The 22973-nt window shown below is 63.2% G+C and carries 25 protein-coding genes and 5 pseudogenes; 10 read left to right on the forward strand and 20 right to left on the reverse strand.

Going from position 1 to position 22973, the window contains the following annotated elements; translation table 11 throughout:
* Window positions 1-696 precede the first annotated feature (696 nt).
* Both BDB13_RS28785 and BDB13_RS28790 read left to right on the forward strand, forming a co-directional pair.
* A complete protein-coding gene (locus tag BDB13_RS28785) occupies window positions 697-1641 on the forward strand; it encodes a phospholipase D family protein (RefSeq protein ID WP_094275465.1) in 945 nt (314 codons plus the stop codon).
* A 248-nt stretch (window positions 1642-1889) separates the two neighbouring features.
* Window positions 1890-2192: a DUF4193 domain-containing protein gene (locus BDB13_RS28790; protein ID WP_094275466.1), complete on the forward strand. Its 303-nt coding sequence runs from the start codon at window positions 1890-1892 to the stop codon at window positions 2190-2192.
* Between the two features lie 309 nt (window positions 2193-2501).
* Here BDB13_RS28790 and BDB13_RS28795 read toward each other — a convergent pair.
* A pseudogene (locus BDB13_RS28795) lies at window positions 2502-2942 on the reverse strand (IS30 family transposase); the annotation flags it as partial.
* A 241-nt stretch (window positions 2943-3183) separates the two neighbouring features.
* Between BDB13_RS28795 and BDB13_RS28800 the strand changes: the two are divergent.
* Window positions 3184-4389 carry an IS110 family transposase gene (locus tag BDB13_RS28800; protein WP_094275467.1) on the forward strand — a complete coding sequence of 402 codons (1206 nt, stop codon included), beginning with the start codon at window positions 3184-3186 and terminating at the stop codon, window positions 4387-4389.
* 256 nt (window positions 4390-4645) lie between these two features.
* On the opposite strand, the gene BDB13_RS33860 is transcribed toward BDB13_RS28800, so the two are convergent.
* On the reverse strand, window positions 4646-5293 hold the full coding sequence (locus BDB13_RS33860) for a helix-turn-helix domain-containing protein (RefSeq protein ID WP_176459781.1): 648 nt from the start codon (window positions 5291-5293) through the stop codon (window positions 4646-4648).
* A gap of 1369 nt (window positions 5294-6662) precedes the next feature.
* Here BDB13_RS33860 and BDB13_RS28815 point away from each other — a divergent pair.
* The 3 genes from BDB13_RS28815 to BDB13_RS28825 all read left to right on the forward strand — a co-directional run bounded on the left by BDB13_RS28815 (window position 6663) and on the right by BDB13_RS28825 (window position 9463).
* Window positions 6663-7625, forward strand: a complete 963-nt coding sequence (locus BDB13_RS28815; protein WP_141210745.1) for a hypothetical protein — start codon at window positions 6663-6665, stop codon at window positions 7623-7625.
* A gap of 501 nt (window positions 7626-8126) precedes the next feature.
* A complete protein-coding gene (locus BDB13_RS33265; protein ID WP_254923101.1) occupies window positions 8127-8600 on the forward strand; it encodes a winged helix-turn-helix domain-containing protein in 474 nt (157 codons plus the stop codon).
* Window positions 8597-9463 (forward strand): zeta toxin family protein, encoded by an 867-nt coding sequence (locus BDB13_RS28825; RefSeq protein WP_094275471.1) that lies wholly within the window; start codon window positions 8597-8599, stop codon window positions 9461-9463. Before BDB13_RS33265 ends, BDB13_RS28825 begins: the two co-directional genes overlap by 4 nt.
* Before the next feature lie 394 nt (window positions 9464-9857).
* Here BDB13_RS28825 and BDB13_RS28830 read toward each other — a convergent pair.
* Both BDB13_RS28830 and BDB13_RS28835 read right to left on the reverse strand, forming a co-directional pair.
* A pseudogene (locus BDB13_RS28830) lies at window positions 9858-9977 on the reverse strand (IS6 family transposase); the annotation flags it as partial.
* A gap of 138 nt (window positions 9978-10115) precedes the next feature.
* Window positions 10116-11141 (reverse strand): alpha/beta hydrolase family protein, encoded by a 1026-nt coding sequence (locus tag BDB13_RS28835; RefSeq protein WP_176459782.1) that lies wholly within the window; start codon window positions 11139-11141, stop codon window positions 10116-10118.
* A 29-nt stretch (window positions 11142-11170) separates the two neighbouring features.
* Here BDB13_RS28835 and BDB13_RS28840 point away from each other — a divergent pair, with 29 nt between their 5' ends.
* Both BDB13_RS28840 and BDB13_RS28845 read left to right on the forward strand, forming a co-directional pair.
* The gene (locus BDB13_RS28840) at window positions 11171-11761 is read left to right on the forward strand and encodes a GNAT family N-acetyltransferase (RefSeq protein WP_094275472.1); all 591 of its coding nucleotides are present in this window, start codon (window positions 11171-11173) and stop codon (window positions 11759-11761) included.
* A complete protein-coding gene (locus BDB13_RS28845; RefSeq protein ID WP_094275473.1) occupies window positions 11758-12567 on the forward strand; it encodes a PaaX family transcriptional regulator in 810 nt (269 codons plus the stop codon). Before BDB13_RS28840 ends, BDB13_RS28845 begins: the two co-directional genes overlap by 4 nt.
* A gap of 178 nt (window positions 12568-12745) precedes the next feature.
* Here BDB13_RS28845 and BDB13_RS28850 read toward each other — a convergent pair.
* Window positions 12746-12943: pseudogene (locus BDB13_RS28850) on the reverse strand (IS1380 family transposase); the annotation flags it as partial.
* 48 nt (window positions 12944-12991) lie between these two features.
* Here BDB13_RS28850 and BDB13_RS28855 point away from each other — a divergent pair.
* A pseudogene (locus BDB13_RS28855) lies at window positions 12992-13688 on the forward strand (IS6 family transposase).
* A gap of 277 nt (window positions 13689-13965) precedes the next feature.
* Here the strand turns inward: BDB13_RS28855 and BDB13_RS28860 are convergent.
* From BDB13_RS28860 to BDB13_RS32420, 11 genes and pseudogenes are all read right to left on the reverse strand, one after another.
* Complete coding sequence (locus BDB13_RS28860) at window positions 13966-14457, reverse strand: hypothetical protein (protein WP_141210746.1); 492 nt, start codon at window positions 14455-14457, stop codon at window positions 13966-13968.
* 131 nt (window positions 14458-14588) lie between these two features.
* Entirely contained in the window at window positions 14589-14762 is a 174-nt protein-coding gene (locus BDB13_RS32405) for a hypothetical protein (RefSeq protein ID WP_169637014.1), read from the reverse strand.
* A 226-nt stretch (window positions 14763-14988) separates the two neighbouring features.
* Entirely contained in the window at window positions 14989-15330 is a 342-nt protein-coding gene (locus BDB13_RS28865; RefSeq protein WP_094275475.1) for a hypothetical protein, read from the reverse strand.
* Complete coding sequence (locus tag BDB13_RS28870; protein WP_094275476.1) at window positions 15327-15980, reverse strand: TetR/AcrR family transcriptional regulator; 654 nt, start codon at window positions 15978-15980, stop codon at window positions 15327-15329. The genes BDB13_RS28865 and BDB13_RS28870 overlap by 4 nt, the downstream gene beginning before the upstream one ends.
* A gap of 122 nt (window positions 15981-16102) precedes the next feature.
* Window positions 16103-16297 carry a helix-turn-helix transcriptional regulator gene (locus BDB13_RS28875; RefSeq protein WP_094275477.1) on the reverse strand — a complete coding sequence of 65 codons (195 nt, stop codon included), beginning with the start codon at window positions 16295-16297 and terminating at the stop codon, window positions 16103-16105.
* Window positions 16290-16442, reverse strand: coding sequence for a hypothetical protein (locus BDB13_RS32410; protein WP_176459783.1), 153 nt, complete (start codon window positions 16440-16442; stop codon window positions 16290-16292). Before BDB13_RS32410 ends, BDB13_RS28875 begins: the two co-directional genes overlap by 8 nt.
* A 68-nt stretch (window positions 16443-16510) precedes the next feature.
* Entirely contained in the window at window positions 16511-16636 is a 126-nt protein-coding gene (locus tag BDB13_RS33270) for a hypothetical protein (protein ID WP_254923102.1), read from the reverse strand.
* A gap of 446 nt (window positions 16637-17082) precedes the next feature.
* Window positions 17083-17467: pseudogene (locus BDB13_RS28880) on the reverse strand (SOS response-associated peptidase); the annotation flags it as partial.
* A 171-nt stretch (window positions 17468-17638) separates the two neighbouring features.
* Window positions 17639-18268 (reverse strand): hypothetical protein, encoded by a 630-nt coding sequence (locus BDB13_RS28885; protein WP_094275478.1) that lies wholly within the window; start codon window positions 18266-18268, stop codon window positions 17639-17641.
* 532 nt (window positions 18269-18800) lie between these two features.
* Window positions 18801-19190: an ATP-binding protein gene (locus tag BDB13_RS33680; protein ID WP_176459784.1), complete on the reverse strand. Its 390-nt coding sequence runs from the start codon at window positions 19188-19190 to the stop codon at window positions 18801-18803.
* Window positions 19124-19891 (reverse strand): sensor histidine kinase, encoded by a 768-nt coding sequence (locus BDB13_RS32420; RefSeq protein ID WP_176459785.1) that lies wholly within the window; start codon window positions 19889-19891, stop codon window positions 19124-19126. Before BDB13_RS32420 ends, BDB13_RS33680 begins: the two co-directional genes overlap by 67 nt.
* Window positions 19892-20100: 209 nt before the next feature.
* Here BDB13_RS32420 and BDB13_RS32425 point away from each other — a divergent pair, with 209 nt between their 5' ends.
* A complete protein-coding gene (locus BDB13_RS32425; protein ID WP_094275479.1) occupies window positions 20101-20292 on the forward strand; it encodes a hypothetical protein in 192 nt (63 codons plus the stop codon).
* 130 nt (window positions 20293-20422) lie between these two features.
* Here the strand turns inward: BDB13_RS32425 and BDB13_RS28900 are convergent, their stop codons facing one another.
* The 4 genes from BDB13_RS28900 to BDB13_RS28920 all read right to left on the reverse strand — a co-directional run bounded on the left by BDB13_RS28900 (window position 20423) and on the right by BDB13_RS28920 (window position 22812).
* Entirely contained in the window at window positions 20423-20935 is a 513-nt protein-coding gene (locus tag BDB13_RS28900; RefSeq protein WP_094275480.1) for a hypothetical protein, read from the reverse strand.
* A 156-nt stretch (window positions 20936-21091) separates the two neighbouring features.
* Window positions 21092-21292, reverse strand: a complete 201-nt coding sequence (locus BDB13_RS28905; protein ID WP_094275481.1) for a hypothetical protein — start codon at window positions 21290-21292, stop codon at window positions 21092-21094.
* A gap of 520 nt (window positions 21293-21812) precedes the next feature.
* On the reverse strand, window positions 21813-22442 hold the full coding sequence (locus BDB13_RS28915; RefSeq protein ID WP_141210748.1) for a hypothetical protein: 630 nt from the start codon (window positions 22440-22442) through the stop codon (window positions 21813-21815).
* Between the two features lie 130 nt (window positions 22443-22572).
* Entirely contained in the window at window positions 22573-22812 is a 240-nt protein-coding gene (locus tag BDB13_RS28920) for a hypothetical protein (protein WP_094275484.1), read from the reverse strand.
* Window positions 22813-22973: the final 161 nt, after the last annotated feature.

The raw sequence follows: 22973 nt of genomic DNA on the forward strand, positions 1-22973 counted from the left end.
CAGCGCATCAACGTCCCGACTCGACACTTCTCGAGCAGACGTTTCGGATTCGAAGCAATCGGATACATCACTGTCGCGGCGGAGAATTCACGGGCGTGAAGCCCGCCGCACATTATCCGCCTACCGGCTGTCACTCGCCGGAGGTGGACGGCAGGGAAAGCGCGTCGCGTCGGATCGATGCGCACCCACCGGCGCGCCGCGGTCACAAGTTTCGCGCCGGTGGGTCTACCCCAACACACAAGTCTCCGTTTTCTCGCGGTGTTGGTCTCAGCAGGTCAACGCATTGCCACGACCACACCCCGTGCAGGAGATATGGAGTACGAACGTTTTGCCCACACTGTATGTCCCTGCTTTGGCCGCGAATCCGGGCCAAGACGACTCGGCTGATCCCGATCGGCAGCGACAATCTCATTCTCTTCGGCAGCTTCGAGACTCGGTCACTGCGCGCCGGATGTCGTCAGCGAAGCGACCGGTGCGCATGGGGCGGACGGCTTCCTGCTCGGCGCGTGAGGATGAGCGGGGCATTTCGGATTATATGCATCACTTTGTCAGTTTCCACCATCTCCGCGCCGCCCCCTAGAGAGCCGTAGAGAGCGCAACAACCGCCGTCAGCACACGACCCGCCACAGACTCAATAGATCGATATCGCAACCAAGTCGACAAAGCCGGCCACATACCCGACTACCGTTCCACCCCATGGGCACCACCTTCCACGGACCCAACCCGTGGCCACACATCACCCGCGCCATCCGCACCCGAGGCCCACGCCACGCAGCGATCGCCTACCTCGGCCAGGATGCACCCGAACTACTTCCTCTGCGCGCCGGGGACGTCCTGGTCGTCAACGCGGGCGCAGCCGCGATCCGAGCACACGCCACCTCCCCCGCCGCCCTCGCCCACTACCTCGGCAAAGGCGTCCGAGTCCTCTCCTGCCCGACCCTGCACGCGAAAGTTATCGCCACGAACCGGCGAGCAGTGATCGGCTCCGCGAACGCAACCGTCAACTCCACCTTCGCCGACGACGCCGTCATCATCACCGACGACCCCCCGATCATCGCCGACACCCGGAAGTTCATCGACGGCCTCTACGACCTCACCGAAGTCGACCACGCATTCATCGACAACGCCGCTCGCGAATGGGCGATCGGCCGCGCCGTACCCATCCCTGGCATCACCGGCCGAATCCACAACCCCGACAACGAGTTCCTCCCCACACCAGTCACACGGATGTTCGTCAAGCACGTCGTCGACTACCAGCCCAACCCCACCGAACAACACCTAATCCACGAGCAGCAACCGTCGCGGACCACCTCCGGACCGGTAGCGAAGTACCAACTCCAATCGCTACGCCTGGGCAAACCCAGCAGCATCATCCCCGGCGACATGATCGTCCTCGTCTCCGCCGACAACGAATGGATCTACCCACCGGCCCTCGTAACCTCCGAACCCACCCGCATCCCACGGTCCGGCGGCGCGGTGCTGGTTTTCCTGCGCATCCGCGCCGACCTACCCCCACTCTCGCTTAACGTCGCCGAGAAGCATCTCGCCGACCTCGGACACCCCGCTCCGAGGTTGCGGACCGACCACTACGTCCGCTCTGTGTCCATCCGGACTGCACTACTCGAGCTGTGGAACCTCTGACCAACTGAGCACATCCCGTCGATGCGATTTCACCACCCCCGGAGCCCTCAGGTTGCGGCGCGCATCGGTTGGTTCCCTTGCAAGCGCCACATCGGTAGCGGCACCACGGCCCGGGGTACCGTCTCAGGCCAGGCACACGAGGTGGCATACAAGTACGCGACCAACCCCGATGCCGCAAACACCTGCACCGCACGTGTCCCGGACCGACACCGATCGGACCGGAACACGACACATCATCCGAAGGAACCATGGCAACCGACCACGACGCACCACGACGCACCGAAGCCGACGAAGTAACAGACGATTCGTTGGCCCAATTGACCACCGGACGCAACGAAACCCAATCCGCAGTCGTCGACATCGACGAACCGGACGCGGCCGAATCCTTCGATCTTCCCGGGTCGGACCTCTCCGGTGAGGAATTCACGGTACGAGTACTACCGAAGCAGTCGGACGAGTTCACCTGCATCAGTTGTTTTCTCGTCCATCACCGCAGCCGCCGCGCAGACCCCACCTCGGATCAGTTGCTCTGTCGGGACTGCGCGGGCTGAGCAGCAAAAAGACTCTTCACACCGCAGACCGGATCGAAACCTGGCAGTCCTCGTTCCCTGATGGAAGGGATGTCGTGGCTGTCCCGCCGTGCGGGATCGAGAGATGGTCACCCTGCCATGGCGACCAACACACCACTTTGTTCCCGATTTCCCTCTCGGACTACGGTTTTCGAGAACGCTACAGGCCGTGGTGACGAGGTCAAGATCGAGATGAATGTAGCCGAGGGAGATGAGGTGGCCCACCGGCGTGAGTGTGAGTGCTTGGATTCCAGCGGTCGTCGCAACACTGGTGATTTGTTTCGCCGGAAGTAGTAGATCACGTAAACGCTCGGCTGGGGTATCCCAGTCGAGCGTTTTTCGTGGTCGCCCGTTAAGTTCTTGGGCAACGCGTTCGAGATCCTCAGGACCGTGGACGGAGAGGTCTGTTCTCTTCGGAAAGTATTGGCGCAGTAGGCCGTTGGTGTTCTCGTTCGAGCCTCGTTGCCAAGGGCTGGCGGGATCGCAGAAGTAGACGTCCATGCCGGTGGAGATGCTGAAAGATTTGTGGTTGGCCATCTCCACACCTTGATCCCACGTCAACGACCCGCATAGATGTTCGGGCAATGTCCCCATCGTCGCGATCAGTCCGTCTCGGACTATTTCCGCACTGTGTTCCTCCGGGATGTGGACGAGCATGACGTAGCGGGAGGTGCGTTCGACGAGCGTGGCGATCGCTGACCGGTTGAAGGCGCCGGTGATCAAATCTCCTTCCTTACGTTGTTGTAGTGGGTGATTTCGGACTGTCGTAATGTTCGAATCACCCTCGGGCAGCGGGTATGGCACAGATCGCCCTGCCGCGTTGGACGGCTCACTGGGAATGGCCGCCCGCTACCCGCCGATAACTCGACCGCTGATTGAGACTTACGACATCGATCGTTGGGTAAGGACGTGCCGGCGTGGTTATCGACAGGGCCAACAAAAGAAGGAACGGAGCGAAGGGGCGGAACCCGCCATGTCGCAAGTGTGGGCAGGAATCGACTCGGGCAAGTGGACGCACCATTGCGTCGTGATCGATCAGAGCGGAACGGTCTTGTTGTCCAAACGCGTGGAGAACGACGAAACCGTGCTGCTCGATCTCGTCGAAACAGTCGTAGGGATTGCAGACGGCGACAACGTGTGCTGGGCAACGGATCTCAACTCCGGCGGCGCGGCACTACTGATCGCCTTGCTCGCCGCCCACTCCCAGCAGTTGCTCTACATTCCGGGATGGATCGTGCGCCACGCCGCAGCCACCTACCGCGGCAACGGTAAGATCGACGCAAAAGATGCCCGGATCATCGCCGATCAAGCACGGATGCGCACCGAACTGCAGCCCGTCCGCGGAGCGGACCAGATCAGCGTCGACCTACGACTGCTCACCGCCCGCCGCACCGATCTGATCTGTGACCGGGTCCGCGCGATCAACCGACTCCGCGGCACCCTCTTGGAGTACTTCCCGTCGCTCGAGCGGGCCTTCGACTACTCCAAGAGCAAGGCAGCCCTGACGTTGCTCTCCGGCTATCTGACGCCGGATGGGTTGCGCCGCATCGGAATTGTCAGACTCACCGCTTGGTTGAAGAATCGTGGCTGCCGCAACAGTGCCGCCGTCGCGCAGAAAGCCGTCGATGCTGCAGGCGCGCAGCGCACGGTGCTGGCGACCCAGGCGACGGGATCCGTGTTGGTCACGAAACTAGCGGCTGAGATCACGGTGATCGACCACGAACTGGCCGACCTCGATGCTCAGATCACCGAACGATTCACCCGCCACGAGAGCGCCGAGGTCCTGTTGAGCCTGCCCGGGTTCGGGCCCGTGCTCGCTGCGACGTTTCTCGCGAACATCGGCGGCAACCTGGACGGCTTCGACACCGTCGACCGGCTCGCTGCCGTCGCCGGCCTGGCGCCGGTCCCACGGGACTCCGGACGGATCAGCGGCAACCTCCACCGACCCCGTCGCTTCAATCGCAGACTGCTCCGAACCTGTTATCTCGCTGCGCTCTCCAGCCTGAAGAACAGTCCGGCGTCCAGGGCGTTCTACGACAGGAAACGGAGCGAAGGGAAGTCGCACAAACAGGCTCTCATCGCGCTCGCTCGCCGCCGCATCAACGTCATCTGGGCCATGCTCCGCGACCACACCACCTACCAGGAACCCGGCCCCGCCGCCCGGTCTCTCGTTGCTTGACAACAGCGTTGAGATTCCCAGTGCCCCGGTACGGCCCTGTCTTCGATTTCCGGCGGCCGTTCGGAGATCATGATCATCGGATCCACAAACCTCGGCGTTCGCTTCTGCGTCGATCGATGGGTCTTCCGTCGGGCTCTGCCAGTTCGTAGCGCCGTAGTGATTTCCCGACGCAGCCCGCCGCGTCCCTGCAAATACAGACTCTGATAGATCGTTTCGTGGGCCACCCGCATCTCCTGATCATCGGGAAATTCCTTGATCAGAGTCTTGCTGATTTGTTCCGGAGACCAGCGAACGAGAAGCTTTCCTGCACATAGCGTCGCAAGGGCTCGGATTCGACGAATCTGCGAGTCTTCGGTCGTGGCCTGCGAGCGACGGTAGCGCGCTGCGCTGCATACGGTTGATAACCGCCGTGCATTGGATTGCTGTTGCGGGCGATCTCTCGGCTGACCGTCGACGGCGCCCGCCCCAACGCCACTGCGATCGCCCGCATCGACCATCCTGAGGAGACCATGTCACGGATCGTCTCACGCTCCTGCAACGACAGATACCGAGCCGAAACCCGTGCCTCCAGCTGGGCAACCGTCACTGCCGGGTACGGGATGGTCTCGGATCCGCCGGGCGAAAAGTTCACAATGGTCACACCGCGTGTGTAGTCGACCTTGCGTCCATCCGGGTAGATCCTCGAGTTCCCCACCTTTCGGATCCCTCGATCCCAATCCTTCGCCGTCCGTAAATGCACCCCCACCGCCACCGCCGCTTCTCGGCGAGTGACTCCCTCCGTGCGTAGACGGAGGAACTCCTCGTAGCCCTTGTGCCGCGCTCGCTTACTGCTCAGGCCACGCCTGCGAGCCCACTGCGCGCACACCGACCGCTTGAAGCTCAACGATCGGGCGGCTGTAGTCACACTGCCGACCCGATCCAATTCCCGAAAGAATTGGTCCTTTTCGGAGTGCGTGTACAACCGCTTCCCGGACGGTCCTTCTCCCACATGAGCCACGGTCGTTGCACTCCCAAAACATCGGGTGTTGCGACGACCGCTGGAACCCAAGGTGCCAGTCCGGTGGGCCGTGCGCGCCCGGGCCGGCAAACGTGAACGCGCACCCATGATGGTACGTCGCGAGATCCGCCCGGACTCCATCGCTCGGACGGTTCGCGTTCCCTTCGTCGATGTTTTTTCGCAGCCCATCCACAGGGTTCGAGGGTCGCCTGTCGCGTAGATCAGGCGACCTGCACGCAGACCCCGCGCCGCGCATAGTGTCCGCAGCCTGCACATCGCCCAGAAGCAATTTGAGATCCTCGAGTAGATGTAACTCGACACAAACTGGTACTACGAGACGTGATCCCGTACGTTTCCACTTCGGCGCCGCCGCATTCCCGACCCAACCCCGGGTTGCGGCGCCCGGCCCCGCCGATGCGACATCCCCCAGACCGTCGGCGGGGCAACAAAGGTTTACGCACTGCTTCCACCTCGGCTTCACGGTGCCCACGCCTCACCGAGAAGAGCACATCCCCGCCATCGTGTCGGGGAGTTCCACGAACAACGAAAACTCTCAACTCTCCAAAAAATCCCAGAATGTCGGGAGCTTCGCTACACGAAAATGGCAGCATCCCAAGGGAAGTGAGCGCCGGCTCGAGGGCGGACCTGTGGCGGCGTGCTCAACCACCAGGAGTTTCCATACATCGTGAGCCGAAGAACACAGACGAATCGTCCCCGTCTCGCTGCCGCATTCAGCGGTTCGTTGCCTGACACGTCCAGGACGGAACATACGACAAAACGGTGACCGCCCCGACACTGTCCTTGCGCAGCTCGACGCGGCGATCGGCGATTTTATCGTTCACACGTACCACCAGCGGACTCATTCCGAAACCTGTGTGGCGCCGCGGGATCGGTGGCTCGCCGGCGGATGAATCCCGCATGTGAGCGGGAGGGTGTCGATCCGCCACCCACGCCCATATCGGTGGCGGGGCACATGTCGACCTTGCTCTCGGCGACTCGGCCCCGCACCCTTGACCGCCTGCAGAGGCTCCTACCGAGCCATCCCCGGCAAACCCCGGATCACCGCACAAACAAACCTTCGTCATGACACCGCGACACGGAGACAGCAAGCCACCGACCGAACAATCCGTCGGATAACCTCGGGCACTGTGGACTACGCACACAGCACCCGAACCGAACGCGATGAATGGGCCTCCGACCTCGATGACCTGATGCGGTCCGGACACCCCGGGACTCGTTCGGTCCACACTTCTGTAAATGTGGGTTCCCTGCAATCATGGTCGCAGTCGGTGTAAACCCGAAAAGCCCGAACGGGCGGTACCAACTCCACCCCCACTTCCGCTCCGACACTGGCGTCTCACACCAGACTGACTGCGCCGCAGGACAAACCGAAAAGCTCATGCAGAACGGTGAACTACTTACCGCGAAGAGCGCACTTCCACCTGCATCCACCTATCCGGCCCGACTCGTGCGCGCCGTCGAACGTGAACGCGTAGACAGCAACGCCGATCGACCTGAGCGCTCCAGCATGAGCAGCCGCCCCCATACGACCACGCAGTCCGCACCGAGCGCCAGCAAAGGACCACGGCGCAGTCAAGTCGCGACAATCCGGCCGATCTGCGCGCATTACGTCCACTACCGTCACCACCTCGACAGCCGAACTCTCGAATTGCCCGCCTTGTACTCGGGGCAGCAGACCGTCGACATTCCCTATGCCGATGCTTTCCTCCAACTGAGCACCAATGGACTCTTGGAATCCGGACAGCAACCGCACGCCATCGTGTACGGCCCTCTTCTCTGGAAAGCCGAGCCGGACTACGCCAACCTCCACCAACTTGTCATCACGCTGAGCGCCGGCGATTGGGACAGTGAACAGGGGCGCCTGTCGCGGGCACACCGCCTCGTCGTCGACTGGTCGATGTGGAGCGAAAGCCGCCGCAATTCCGTCACCGAAACCATGCGCGACCACTACATCGACGCTAAACAAGCATGGCGAGATTCCAAGAACGACGCCAGCGGCAATCGCGCGGGAAAACTCGAAACCTGGATATTCGCCTTCGCACGCAGACTCAACGACACCGACTTCCTCATCGACACCTACGCCGACTACTGCATCGTCAACGCCCGCCTCCGCACCATGCCAGCCGTAACCTCACCCCGCCGGTCAACCACAAAACCTCGACGACCTCAACGCACAAGCGCCGCGAAAACTCGCCGACGCAGCAACCCGCAACACTGAACCTGGCTGCGGTACAGCATTGCCCATCGAACGTCCTTGCCGGCACTTGATCACAGGAATCCGCTGCGGAATCGCTACAACAGCGGCTTGCACGTCGGCTAACCGGTACATCTGCTGGATCAAACACCCGACGAAACTGCTCCGCACGGGTTTGTTCCGGTTCCTCCATAGTGACGCGGTGCAGAGAATTCGCGGCGACGGGGATCCGGCGGTGATCCAGGTTCAACTCCTCAACCCTCGCAAACGTCGGGACTCAGCCAAGAGGCCAGCACGATTCAGATCCGCCGGTGATATGACCGCCATGACACGTCACGCCACGCGCGACCATAGGTGGAGGGTCGGCCACGGACCAGATCCTGTGTCTTCAACTCCTCGACAACAGGTCCCGGACCACGACGTGGGTCGCCGACAGCCGAGGCCCCTACTCCGCTGTGGACGCCGAGGACACGGGCGGATACCCTGAACTTGTTGGTTCATTTTGAATCAAGAAAGGTGGGACGTATGAGCACCATGAATCTCAGCCGGGAACAGGTGGCGGTAGAACTCGACGGAGTCGCCGCGCGGCTACGTCTGGACAACCGCGCGCTACTGAAGGCAGTGGCGCAAGCTCAGCGTGTAGGCATGGTCCACCGAGAGATCGAAAAGCACCTCGACGTCTCGCAGAGCACGGTGCACCGTCTACTCCAGAAGGCCACAGCGGACCCGAAGGCTCTCGATGCGAGGCCCGCGGACATTATCGACCAACGAGCCGCCGGGCAGATCCGCACCGAAGAAATGATGAACCAACTGTTGAGCTGGGACTACACGTTCGGGCACATCCCGACAATCGACGGCACCTCGACGGACGCCTACGAACGGGGCAGCTGGGACGACATCGAGCGCGCGTACTACCGCCGTCTACTGACCGCGGACGAGGTGTCCCAACTGATGGAGCGGAACAAGGATGCGCTCGAGCGGGCAGCACGCGACAAGTGAACGACAGTGCTTCCCTTGATGTTTCGTCCCGCGACGCCGTCGCCAAGCAACTCGCCGACATGTCGGCGCCCGGCGGACCGTTGGACACCTCCTCACCGCTGAACACCACGATCCGCTACGCAGCATCGATGCAGCGACTCAACTTCCGCCGGGCGGTGATCGACCGATACCTCGAGGACGTCGACACGCCGCTCCAGGAGGGCCGGTCTGCAGTGATTACCGCCGGCCCACCCGGTGCGGGTAAGTCAACGCTGCTCACCCAACAGATCGCCGATCTGCAAGGGTATCGACGGCTGGACGCAGACGTGATCAAGAACTACCTGATCCGGCAAGCGCTCGAAGACCGCATCTACGACGATCTGCTCGACCACACCCTCACCGACGAGCATCCTCTGGCCCCCGCCGAGCTGGCGGCTCTGGTGCACAACGAGTCGACCATGCTGATCGACACCATCCGTGAACTCTGTCTCAGCCGCCGCGAGAACATTCTGATCGAGGGCACCCTCTCATGGCCCGGCCACGGGCTCAGGATCATGGGCGAACTCGCGGCCGCCGAATACACGAGGGTCCAGATCATCGGAGTGGAGGTGCCTGCCGCCGTCGCACACGAGCAGGCCCTCGAACGCTGGTGGAGTGCCCGGCAGACATGGATCTGCGGCGACGACGAGTTCGGAGGCCGGTACACCCCGCCGGCAGCGATCGACTCCTGTTACGGCAGCGACAAGGGCTCGAAGGGTGCTCGGAATGCTCTCGCTGCCTTCCGCAGCGGCGCAGACAAGATTCCCGACGTCTCGCTGACGATGTACTCGGGCACGGGCGACGGCCAGTTCGACGAAATCCTCAAGATGCCCACACCGCAGTAGCTCCTTCACCGGCGGCGACCGCAGCTGGAGAAGACCTCATGCGGCACGAACGATGTATCCGACCCGCAGGCACCGGAATTCCTCACTCCGAGTACATAATTCACCAAACATTGAATTAGCACTTGGCCGTGCGGGTCGACACCTGCGCAGCCCGAAGGTGTGCGACTGCGTCGTAGACCGAGAACGGTACGCGGGGTGGGCATACATCACAGGCTTGATGCACTCACTAATTGGTGGCGGTGTCGAGCCGCCCGACGATCCCGTCGATGAGCACATCGATCGAGGTCAACAAATCGGCTAGCAGTAATGCGAGATCGAGAGCATGACAGTAGATAGTGATGTCTGCCCCGATGATGTCAATGCTGCGGGGTTCGGCATCACCTTTCGCGTAGACCAGACCGCGTTCGAGCATAAGTTCCTCGACCTCACGGAAACTGAGCGGGAACCGAAAGTACAACCACACGCAGTGATTGATGATCTCGACCGGGTCGCGGTGACCTTTGCACGACAGCATTGGGGTGGTCACGCCACGTTCTCCCCGGTTGCCGCGTTCAACAACGTGACAGTGCCGTTCGCCCAGTACATCGTGCAGTCGACTTCTGACACTGACACCGGTGCAGGTGTCTCATGGACGGTCGTTCATGGATCTGCATCAGCGCCGGACTCCAGAGAGGAATGCGCTGTAGTCGTCGATGGCCCCGGGGGCAAGAAGGGCTTGAGGCCAGATGATGCCGGTGAGGAGGCCGATGGCGTCGTTGTCCTCCATGACTGGGCGGGCTAGGGAGTGCGCACCGTCGACGTGTGTGACGGTGAGGGACGGCCCGAAGATCGACCGGTAGGTGTTCTCGGTCTCCGCGACGTCGACGTTGCGGTCGTGCGTGCCTGCCATCAGATGCACGGGGATCGCGCGAGAGGCTGAGGCGATCAGGTCTTCGGTCGCGTCGGCGTCGAAGTTCCGCAGGACGAAGCCCCAGCGATCTGCGGTCATCGGATCGGAGCTGGTCGTCGACGCGAGGTACTCCTCGTACGACGCCCTGCGCTTGAGAAGTCCGCGCGTCTGGTCACTCTCCGCTATGGCGCTCTCTCGCTCCTGCGCGTCCGCGTCGTCGTGCTCGAGCTGAGCGAGGAGGTTGAACCGGCCTTGACCGAGCCAGCCGATCGCTGTCCCGACGGCCACGACGCCGTCGATGTCCTCACGAGCGCTGGTGATCTTGGGGAGCACCCATCCGGCCTGGCTCGCGCCCCATAGCACGATCGTGTCGGTCGGGACATCGTCGCTGCGCTGGGCCCAGTCGAGAACCGCAGAGACCTCGGCTGCTCGATCATCCATCGACTGCGACAGCCAGTCCCCGTCCGATCCGCCGATGCCGGGCTTGCTCCACGAGAGCGTGGCGAAGCCCGCGTCGGCCGCGCCCTCGAACCATGGAGCGTAGAGGCCGCCCTGGGTCGCCTCGACCGGCCCGTCGCCGTGGACCATCACCACGAGGCCTCGCGCCGCCCCCTCGTCCGGGAGCGTCAGGATGCCGGCAAGGTCTCCGTCAGGACCGGGGATCGTGACGGGCTCCTGGCTGAAGCGGAAGCTGTTGCCGACGAGAGCGATGCCGGTGACGAGCGCGGCGACTGTGATGAGAGCGAGGACGACGACGAACGCTGGTCGCCTACGTTTCTTAATCTGCACGTTCGTAGTCTATGCGATAGGTTTGTGTCATGAATGACGTGACCATCAGCTGCGGCTTCACCGAGGACGAACGCGGCTGTGTCGCCTCCTTGTATTGGGAGGCCTTCGGACGCAAGCTCCGGCCGGGATTCGTCGACGAGCCGACCGGGATCGCGGTCGTCCGGGCTGCGTTGCGCCGTGACCACATGTTCGTCGCTCGCCGTGGTGACGATGTCCTCGGGGTCTGCGGCTTCTACGATGCTGGCACTGGGGCGGCAGACCTCAGATGGACTCGCCTGCGACGGACGCTGTCGGTCCCAGCAGCCCTGCGCGCAAGCCTCGTCCTGTCCGTGCTGTCGCGGTCAACCCACCCGGGCTCGCTCGTGCTCGACGGCATCTGTGTCGACCGCGCCGCGCGTGGCCTCGGCGTCGGGACAGCACTGCTGGGTGCAACCTCCGAGCACGCTCGGAGGGACGGCGCGCGCGCCGTCCGGCTCTCGGTGGTCGATGGCAACCCTCGAGCGCGCGCCCTCTACGAACGACAAGGCTTCGTACCGGTGGATCGCGGGACTCTCGGCCCGTTCTCACCGGTGTACGGCTTCGACGGTTACACCACGATGGAACTCGCGGTCGACCAATGACGCGCCAGATCGCTCCGCGAACCGTCATCGAGGCATTCCTGCCAGTCTCTGGCGAAGCTCTGCTGGCCGACATCTACGACACCGCCAATCTCGCAGGGATCGCCGACCAGCCGGTGCGTCTGGCGATCCGTCGCCTAATCGCCAGCGGCAACGCCGAACAGCACGGGCGGGGTCGAGCGGGCACCCTCAGTCTCACCAGCGCCGGGCGCCATCGCCTGCAGCGCGACCGGCAGAGCCTCACTCTCGCCTTCGCTCAAGACGCCGGGGATGCGCCGTGGGATGGCTGCTGGCGCCTGATCGCCGTGAGCATCCCCGAGCGCGACCGGACGGTGCGGGACACACTACGCCGCGAGCTCTGCGACCTGGGCGCCGTCGCCATCTCGACCGGCCTCTACGTCAGCCCTCACGACCTCATCGACGCGTTGCGCGTGGACGCGGGTCCGTACCTGTCGACCGCGACCACCGCCGACCTCGCCATCCAAGGGACCACCGATCCCCTCGCGATCGCCGAGACCCTCTGGCCCCACGACCACACCGTCACCGCCTACACGGCCATCGACGAGGCCCTCCGGCAAGACGCCGCTGACACCACGACACCCAACGTCGTGCGCCAGCTGCACCTCGCCGACGCACTCGAACGGGCATTGCGAGACGACCCTCTCCTCCCTCTCGAGCTCCGAGGCAGCACGTGGCCGCCAACCACGACCCGTGCCGCGTGGGCTGACCGATGGGACGCGCTCCAAGGGGATGGCAGAAGCCCGGTCTACCAGGGTTGGTGGCCTCCGGCGACGGACGCAGTCCGCTAAGCCCCGATCCACCGACTCGCCTTGATAGAAAGTTGTTTCCGGCGTGCGGTGGCGGATTCGGCATGCAGGCATGAATGATCTTCCGACCACCTCGTCGGAGTGCTCCACGGATTTTGCTTCGATCGCGCCGTCTCCGGCTGGGCGGTCAGGGGTGTACCTGGTTCGGCGGTCCGCAGACTCAAGTGAACAGTTCGGTCCATGCCGTTTCCCACGGCCAATCAGTGCGAAGATGCAGTTTCAGGCGCCGAGCCGAAGAAGCTATCCGGGCAAGAACCGTGATCGGAGTCCGGCGAATCGTGGCGGTGGTCACCTTCGCCAATCGATGACCCGTGACGGTGGCGGCGGCACGAGTGAGGTTAAACGCCATGGCCGCGAGGCGCTGTCACGTTGTTGAAGTCGAAGAATCGGTGCGGTGAGCACCGCAATGCCGTCGTACAAGGGCCACCGCTACCCTGTCGAGATCATCAATCACTGCGTGTGGGTGTACTTCCGGTTTCCGCTCAGCTTCCGTGAGGTTGAGGAACTCATGCTCGAACGCGGTGTCCTGGCCAGCTACGAGACGATCCGGCGGTGGTGCGCCAAGTTCGGGCAGACCTACGCCAACCAGCTGCGCCGCCGACGCCCACAACCCGGTGACACATGGCATCTCGACGAGGTCTTCATCCGCATCAACGGCACCCAGCACTACCTGTGACGGGCGGTCGGACAGCATGGCAACGTGCTCGACGTGCTGGTCCAGTCCCGCCGAAACGGCAACGCCGCCAAACGATTCTTCCGCAAGCTGCTCAAGGGGCTGAGGTACGTGCCGCGGGTGATCATCACCGACAAGCTCGGCAGCTACCAGGTGGCGCACCGCGAGATGCTGGCCTCTGTCGAGCATCGCCGGTCCAGGTACTTGAACAACCGGGCCGAGAATTCCCATCAACCGACCCGACAGCGCGAGCGCGCTATTAAACGCTTCACATCGGTCGCACACGCGCAACGATTCCTGTCCGCCTTCGGGCATCTCACCGCATTTCCGACCCGGCCGACACCGGCTCACAGCACTCAAATGGCGCACCGAGATGGCCGACCGGTTCGCGGTCTGGCAGGAAGTCACCGCGACCAATGTTGCCGCCTGAAAGTGAACGGCCCGGCGGTGTCCCGTAACAGCCTGTCCCAAAAAGGTGTCGCTGCTAGGCTTTTCGACCAACGTGACAGTGCCTTCATAGGCGCTCGAGTAGTGGCGCGGGATCGCAATGCGCTCAGACAAGAATGCCCGCAACTACCACTCCGACCACTGCCTCGCCGCCATCCCGCACTGGCTCACCACCGACCTTTCGCGACACTCTCCGGGAGCGATCGTCGAGTGCTCGGGGCGGCGCGCAGGTCAGCACTTTTCGGCGGGCACTGCGGTTCCTACTCAAACCACGGGACCTCGGCGTGCGCCACCGTGTCGTCAACACCGGCCGGAGAGACAACGAGCTCGAAGACCGGGTCGTCGTCGGATGCGAACTCGCGGAGCAGGATCCGATACCGTCCTGCGGGGACAGAGAGTCGGGAGTCGGGATCGTCGGTCTCCGGTCGTTCATCGTCGAACTGCGCGGCCATCGTGAGTTGCGTGTAGTCAGTCAACCAGACGCCGTCGGCCGCGTCGATCACTCCTGCCGCTTCCCGCTCGGCCCGCTGCGACGACCCCTCCGCGACGATTCGCAGCTCTCCGCCCGCGGCATCGGGGCCCGCGTAGGCGACGAACAGTGCACCGCGGCTCATCTGTTCGGCGAACCGCGTCAGGAGCTCGTCCAACTCCCAGTCTGTACCGACGAATCCGTCGTAATGGCCTGCGGCGACGAGGCATATGAACCCGTCCTCGTCCACGGAGGTGATACGCGGAAAACCGGGCATACTCATGCGATACATGGTAACCAGCGTGGCACCGATACCTGTTTGGCAACACACCCTATGTCCGGAAATGTACTGGGCACCAGCACTATTGATGATTCAGGCGCCCACCCAACGCGTTGACGGAGATCGGCTGGCGACTATTGACGCTGATCGAGCCGCCGAGTCAGTTCGACAACCAGCCATGTGATCCCGAGGAGGACGGCAACCGACCATCCGGCGATGGCGGCACCAGGAACGTCGATCAGGACACCGCCGAGAGTGCAGAGCACAATGGCGGCGCCAAACAATGGAATCAGGCGGCTACGGCTCATCGGATATCTCCTTGCAGCGGATCAAGTTCCTCGCACACCGCCAGTCCACGCTGACACACCGCACGACGCTTCGGGGTTGGGCATGTGCAGTCGCATGCGTGACGGTCACCGCTGGTGCCGAATCTTGCGTGCGCGCGAACGTGGCGGCTCCCGCGGTGTCGCACCCCTCGCGACAACCTGACGCACGAGACTCGACAGCGCATTGCGCTTGATCCAGGACATCACGTCACATGCGGTAGGTGAGGGTGTCACGATGCGCACGCACAATCGCATGGGCCGCCCGAAGACTGCGAGCTGCATCGGCGAGGTGGGCGACTATGTCCTGGTCGTCGGCTTCGACGGCGAGGAAAGTCTCGACCTCCGGCGACGCGGTGGGCCTCGCGTACAGCGCCCGAAGCGTGCCGCGAACGTCGGTGATCGCGGCACGCGCCTTCTCGAGGGAATCGAGCATCGCCGACAACTGCGCGTGCGCTGCCACTTCCTCGCGGCCGATGACTGCGGCGAGTTCACGGGCGCGGCACGCAGAATCCGTGAGGTGGTCAGGGCTGTAATCGGTGGTGTCGGTCATGCGAGTCCTCGATCGTGTGCGGTGGGCGTTGCATTCGTCAGATACGAGGAGAGCATGTCCGAGGTGCGAGTGGCGAGGTCGAGATCCTCACGCAGGATCTCGACGCTGTGGACTGCTCCGGTGAATCCTGCGCACAGATTCCATGCGAGGCGGTGACTGGCCGCTGTGTCTCTGATCGCGCCGGATTCGATGCCCTGGTCCACGAGGTCGCTGGTGGTATCGATCCAGCTTCGGTGCGACTCGTGCGCGCCCTCGATGGATGGGTCAAGGGTGAGTTTCATTCCGGCGCGGATAGTTTGATCGCCCTCGACGGAGTTGGCGAGGGCGGTGAACGCGGTACGCAGCTGCGTGGTAGCGGATTCACCGGTCGCAGCGGCCGCGGAGAACGCGGTCGCAACAGCGAGCGACCAGCCCTGAACGAGATGCTGGGCGATAGCCTCTTTGGACGGGAAGTGATAGAACACAGCACCTTTGGTGAGATAGCTCGTGGCGATGATCGCACTGAGGCTCGCGGCGCTGTATCCGCTGGCGTCGAAAACCCTGGCCGATTCGAGAAGAATTTTCTCTCGGGTCACCACTGCTCTGGGATGCTGATCCAGGTTCGCGGTTCCAGATGTGGAGACGGCTGGTACGTCGATAGGATTACTCATGGCTGCGGGTCCGTTCTGTGGCTGTCAGCCCTGGCGGTGTTTGCGCACCGCCAGGGCATTTTTTGGGTCGCGATTTGCCTTGTGCGAGCGTGTTCGCTCGCCTCCGCCCATTCCGGATCAGTTCATCTCGACCGCAGATCCGTTCTCGCCCCTTGGCCGGGGCGGCTCGCATTCCATGCGTCGATGGTCTTCGGCAGCCAGCCCCGCGTCTTCCCGATGAACGCATCGGGCTCGGGCATCTTGTAATGACTGATCGCCGAGCGATCCACTCCCAACCGCTCGGCAACCTCCGTGGTCGAGAGGTATCGCTCAGGCACAGTGCGTCCGCAATGACACTGCAGCGGTGCCGGCGGCAGCGACGCCGGCGAGTGCCCAGTACTGCCACGGCTGGTGCGTGATAGCGAGTGCGGCAGCGACGAGCGCGAAGATTGTCAGGCTGGTCTTGTCTTGTTTCGTCATCATCCGACCCTTCCGTGTGTGGGAAACTGTGGAGGGGAACCTGCCCGCTACCTTCGGGCAGGTTCCCTTTCCTACCTGCGCTTTTTGCGTTTCCGCTTGGGGCGCTTTCGGGCTTCCAAGAGCCTTCGGATGAATTCCGCCCATCCCAGCAGGACGGTGAGAAGTCCGATGATCTCGGTCCAGTTCGGCGGGTCCATGTGCGCACCTTTCCGGTTCTAACTATATCACGTCGCGTGACAAAGTCAAGACGCGACTGAGCAGATCCCGAACAGCAGAAAGCCCCCAACCTCTTGAGCCCTAGCGATGAGAGACACCTTTCCCCGCCCGTCTTGCGGTGCGCTGCGCGTCGGCCGGGGTGAAGGCCTCTGCGGTGGCTGCGAATCCAGCCCTACCGACCAAGACATCGTTCGGCACGGCAGCGGGCTGCATTTCGGGCAAACTTCGCAGAGCCGACATCTGTTACGGGACGTGACACACAACATGCAGAGTTCACCCGCACCCCAATTGGAACTGCGCCGTCACCGCTGGCGATAGTCCGACTACCACCCAATACCGCCAAGAAATGTGCATTGACCATAGGAAACGACACGCCCCCTCCCCCGATCACGGTGCCGGATCTCCGGCGCCGAACGAGAAACTGCGGTCAGACCGGATTGAGAAGCTCCGGGGTGTTGTTGCCGGGCGAGTTAACCGCGGTTCCGACCTCGTAGGGTTCGAGGTGCGGCTCGGGAACCGAATTCAGCAGCGCGTCAACGTCTTCGAGGCTGGCCACCGCGGGGTCGAGCCAGTGTTCCCAGAAAGTTTCCGGGAGGATGACCGGCGATCGGTCACGTACGTGCCCGAGAGCACCCTGGTCTAGTCAAAACTGTTGTCGTCCACAGCCATTTGTTCGGATCATCCTCCGGGAGATCGGGATTGGGCCACAGTTCGTAGAGGCCGGCCATCGCGAGGACCCCATTCCCGTGCAGGAAGTAGGGAGTTTTTGCTTTGCCGTGTTCCTTCTTCTGCCACTCGAAGTAGCCGTCGGCCCGATCGGCTCCTCGGATGCCGTCCACCCGGTTCCGGGTCCTGCTCGTGATTCCCTTCCGGCCCTGCTTGTGGCCGGACTCGTCGCGTTCGGCGCCGTCGCACGTGGCCCGCCCGCCGGGGGCCACCCCACACCGCCTGCGGGCGCCCGGCGCGGCGATCAGGGTGCACTGCTATGCGGAGGTGTCGTCGGCACTGCCGGTGTCGCCTCCTTTTGCGGGCGGCACCTCCGATGGCGTCGATTGTGCGGGTGCGGTCGGCGTCGATTGTGCGGGTGCGGTCGGCGTCGATTGTGCGGGTGCGGTCGGCGTCGGCTTCGCGGCCGACTTCCCGGCGATGTCTCCCGTCGCGGGCAATGCCTCCGGCTCGAGGGTGGCCGTGATCTCGGGTTGTGACCCGGTCTTTGCTTCTGCCTTCTCCGGCCTGTGCGTCAGCTCTCCTAGCTTGCCGCGTGTCCAGGACCACGCGTCGCCAGCTGCTCCTCCGAGCATCCCGGCGGCATGTTTGGCGGTGTGTGCGGCCCCGCCGACCATGGTCCTGGCGGTGGTGGCGTTGAGGACCTCGAACACAGCCGGTGTGGGTATCTCCTGGGGGAGCTTCGGCTTGATGTGTTCGTCGAAGAAGGCGTCGTGATCGGCCTGGCTGTCCCAGATCTCGGAGACGGTGAGGCTGTCGCCTTCGAGAAATGCGTAGTGAGCGACGAACCCCTTCGCCGACTGGAGCTCGTCCAGGGTGACCTCCGCGATCGCCGAGTACTGATCGGCAGTCATGCCGGGTGCGTGGTGACGAATTACGACAGACATACTCTTTCTCCTTTCCTGACAGCGGGTTGGAACCCAACAGGTCCACTGAAAGTCGGGAGAATGATCAAGACTTGGGCGGGCTTGTTGAGCCTCGGTCCCGGAGTACCCGTAATAGGCGCGCGTGAACAGGCATGGACTTGCAACTCCGCCTGGTAATGCCGTACCTCGAACGGCTCGACTCCGCAAGGCACTGACCAATCTCAGCATTGAGAACCTCCGACGGTGAGCGATGAATGAGGCGTGCGAAGACACCGATGAATTGATCGACGGCGTGCGTCGGACTCGGTTCGATGAAGAATCGGCTGCGCAACAGCCAAAATCAATAGTACAGCAACAGAACGACCAAAGTTTATGCCACACAACAACATTCAAACTACCCGAAAAGGCGCCATCCACCGCACCGCCGAACGCCAAACCTCCGGGCCCCAAAACCCGCCAGCACCCAACTCGACGAACACACCACCCCGGGGAACGTGTCATCATCCCAGTTCAACACACATAAACACCCCCTTGCACGCAACCCTGCACGCACCTACACAAGCAACCACCAGGAGTGCCGACGACCTTCCGCCGGCTGCGAAGTGCCGGCGACCATACGCGAGTCAGCTTGGCGGGTGCGTGTGACCTTGCACGAACTGCGACGACGGTCGTCTGTGCCAGCGACTGATCTTCTGTCCGGAGATTGGGTGGCCTGGTGTCTCGGTCCGGACTCGATCACCGCGTCCGTAATTAGCAGACACGCTCTAGCCAGCTGAACGTGTGGGGGTTGAGGCAGCCGAAGCCGCAGTCGGGTACCCCCGAGCGGACTCTCCGACAGGCCGGCGGTGCCGCCGTGCAACGCGGCCTGCTGAGCGATCAACGCCAGACCGAGCCCTGAACCCTCGACCTGCGCGGCCGAGCCCCGAGTAAACCTGACGAACATCCCCGCCCGCTCGTACTCGGGGATACCGATACCGTCATCGCCACCGTGACGGCGACGCCGTGAGCACCGTTCTCGGCGAGGGTGATCCGTACCCGCTCGGCGTGCCCGTGACGGAGCGCGTTGGTGATCGCATTGTCGAGCACCAGCCGCAGCCCCGACGGAATCCCGCGCACCGTCACCGCGTCCGGGCCACACAGTTCGATCTCCAGGTCGGGTAGCCGCCGCGCGGACTCTTGCACACAGCGATCCGCAAGGTCGACGAGGTCCACCTCCTCATGGTCGGCCACGTCGGAGAGTTCACCGACCGCCAGACGCTCGAGGTCCGTGAGCGTCGTCTCGACCTCACGCTGCGTGAGCAGGACATCACGCACGATCTCGGCGCGCTGCTCGTCGGAGAGCGGCATCGTCGCCAGCACCTCGAGATCGGTGCGCATCGACGTGAGCGGGGTGCGCAGCTCGTGAGCGGACACCGCCGCGAAGTCGCGAGCCGAGCGGAGCGCCTCCTGGGTTCGGTTACGCGCCTGCTGCATCCGTCCGAGCATGTCCGTGATCGCGTCGGAGAGTTCCTCCGCCTCGCGGGCGCCCCGAACGTTCGCAAGCACATTGGACGGGTCGTCCCCGACAGTGCGCATGGCGGCAGCAAGCCGTTGCAGGGGCCGCACGGCACGGCCGGCGAGCAGCCAGCCGAGCCCGGCCGCCACCGCGATCGCCGCGACCGCGGCTGCCGCGACCTGCCACTGTTGTCGGCGGATCGCCTGCGACAGTGTGTCTTCCGGGACGGTGACGGACAGAAAAAGGGAAGAACCCGCCCCTGCCGGGGAGGCAGAGTGCGGATTCTGTGGTTGCGACGGGCTGTATCGGATACGGCCGTGCTGGGTTCACCAGGTGATTTCTGGATGAGGTGTGGGCTGTGCTGGAGCCGGTGCTCACGCCGGTGGGGACGGTGTGGACCGACAGAGCTCGCCCGCAGTTAGAGCGCCGCGACCCTGATCTGGCTTCGCACCAGCGGAGCGACGCGCTAAGGCGCAGCAGCCGCGAACACTGCCGTGAACTGGTCGAGGCTGACGCCGAACTGATCCTCGGCGCCATCTGCGATCAGTGATTTCGGAGTGAACTCTTGATCCAGCAGATACCAGCTGGTGCAGTGGGCGACCCCAGAGTCGTAAACGAGATCAAGGCCTCGCTCGGCGACCAGCGTCGCAAGCCCATCCCCGGGTCGCCAAGCGAGCCCGTCAAACCAGAAGACCCGCTTCTTGAAGGTGATGGCCGTATTCGTGGGTGGCAACTCTGACGAGGTCGAGTTCGTTGAAACCTTCGTACGTCCAGATTCGGATGGTGCGGTTGCGGACGCAATAGAAACTAGCCCCGTACGCGTCTGAGCCACCCCCGCAGACAGCGGGTGCATCGTCTCCTTCGAGGCGCATGTCGACGTGAGGTGCCACAAGGTCGCTCTCAAGCTGTTCGCCGCCCACAGCGGGTCTCCACATCTCGTCCAGACAGGCAAACACCCCTTCCGCATACCGTTCCTGGTAGGCGATGTCTGAGCGCCATTCGGCCGGCGTGCACTCGCTATCTGGGAACTGCATGTCCGTGTCGGTCAGTCCCTGGCTGGATTCGGCGACCGCGGCGTATGTCGGCAGCACCCGTTTCACGATGCAGGCGACGAGGTTTACCCCGATCACCAGGACGACAACCAATCCGAGCGAGGTCACGACGATCACTATCTGTTTTCGGGTCAAGCTCATTCGTTCACCTCGGGGTCGGATGCGGTTGTGGATGTCAGGTGCGCGGCGGTGCGCTGCATTGTTCTCTCCGGAAATCTGCGACGAGATGAAGGAAGAACCCGCATCTGCCGGTGAGGCAGAGTGCGGGTTCGCGTGAGTTAACTGCTGGTCAGGGCCCTAGAACGGAAGCATGTCTGCGGCAGCGGTGAAGAGCGCCGGCAGCATCAGCTGTGCGCCGGTACCGAAGGAAGCTGCGAGAACGTATCCGAGTGAGCAGGTCAGAGGCGTCGGATCGACTTTGTTGGCGACCATCCCGGCTACCCGAATAGCTTCCGTCCATTCGACCGTGACGTTGTTCTTGTCGTCGGCAGTGAACACGCCGATTTCGTTGTTTCCGGTGCACCGCTGCCCTTGGAGGAGCCTGTGGGAGTGCGGGGTTGCCGCTGTGAAGAGCCACTGCTGATCGTGCCCGGTGATGCGGATCTGGTAAGACCGGCGCGAGAACTTGCCGGGAGAAGGATCGAGGTCGTATTCCTTGCGGCGACCCGCAGGTGGAGATGTCGGCCGTCGCGGGTGCCGATGGGCACGTCGGTTCGTACTGCGTCGCAGGTGCCGCCGCGGATAACCAAGGCCGTGGGAATGGATTCGCCGGAAACCGCGAAGCTGCGCCCGTCGTCGTTGCGGTCGAGGATGATCGAGCCGTAACGGGAGTCGAGGATTTCGCAGGTACGCATGGATTCGATGCTAGACGAAACCGGGCGAAACGGTCGGTTTGCCTGTCTGGGCGTCATCTCGTTGGTACAGCCTTCGACCGGACAGAAAAGGAAGAACCCGCACCTGCCGGGGAGGCAGAGTGCGGGTTCGTCAGGATTGCGCTGCTGGTCAGCAGCAATCTCGGTCAGAAGGTGGCATTGATGCCGATCCAGTAGTCGGCCTTGCCGCCGGCGTCTTTCACGTGGCTGATGTCGGTGAGGATCGAAGTATCCGTCTGGCCGGGCTTGTACATTTCGTTCGGCGCTTCGAGCAGGATGGTGCGACCGTCTGTCGTTGCGGTGTACAGGCTCATTCCGTCGCACTTGCCGGCGTCGACCTGGCGATCAGTGATGGTGAATGTCATGAGTCCGCTCATCGTGTCGTCATCCTTTTCGTGGGGCGCTGGTTTCGGCGCAGGTGTTGCCTTCACAGAGGCCGGAAGATGCATCAGCAGGTCGATGACCAGCGGTCTTCCGGGGCACTCGGCGCAGGTTGGCGGTCGATGATGCCTGTGTGGTTCGAACTTGTTCCGATGTTGGCTCCGCCAACTCCCCCGATGTGGACGTGCGCCGGATGGATGATCGTGTGGCGAAAGAGAAGAACCCGCACGCGCCGGGAAGGCAGAGTGCGGGTTCATGGGGGTTCCACTGCTGGTCAGCCGACTGAACTCTCGGCGTCGGGTAATCAGCCCGGCCAGCCGCAGATCCGTCAAGGCCGCGTAGCCGGCCGAGGTACCCAACTTCGCTGCGGCGAGCGCGTCATTTGCGGTGGTCACCTGACCTCTGTGGATCAGGTCGTAGAGCAACCGCGAGCGCAGCCCGAGCACACTCCATGCCTGGTGAACAGGGGCGACGTGCGCTCGTGCGATCGATACCCGGTTGGGGCCGTGCCCGTTGCGGGCGTGGTCAGGGCGTACTGGTCGGGGAGCTGGCCCGCGCCGCGGGCAGTACATCCTGCGGCAAGACCTTCGAATCAAGTTCCCGAATCAGATCTGTGCGGCCGGTATAGCTCGCCAACAGATCCGCGACGTACTGACTCAGAGAGCCGACGCCGGCGTCTCGCCGACGATCCTCGAGGATCCGGTACACCTCGGTTGGGATGCGCGCGGCGAGTAATCGTCGTTCGCCCTTGCTGGCCATTCCCATAGTTGTCTCCCTTCAGTTGCCCCCGGACTCGATCAGCAAGGATGATACAGGGCGGCGCGGCGCTCAAGCGTCATTTTCGCAGGTCAAGACGGTTTTTGCCTAGAGTCTCGCCGCGAATAACCGCCCGAATAACTCGAAACGGCCCATTTCCGCAGGCAGAT

This window comes from Rhodococcus sp. OK302 (genome assembly GCF_002245895.1).
Classification (GTDB): domain Bacteria; phylum Actinomycetota; class Actinomycetes; order Mycobacteriales; family Mycobacteriaceae; genus Rhodococcus_F.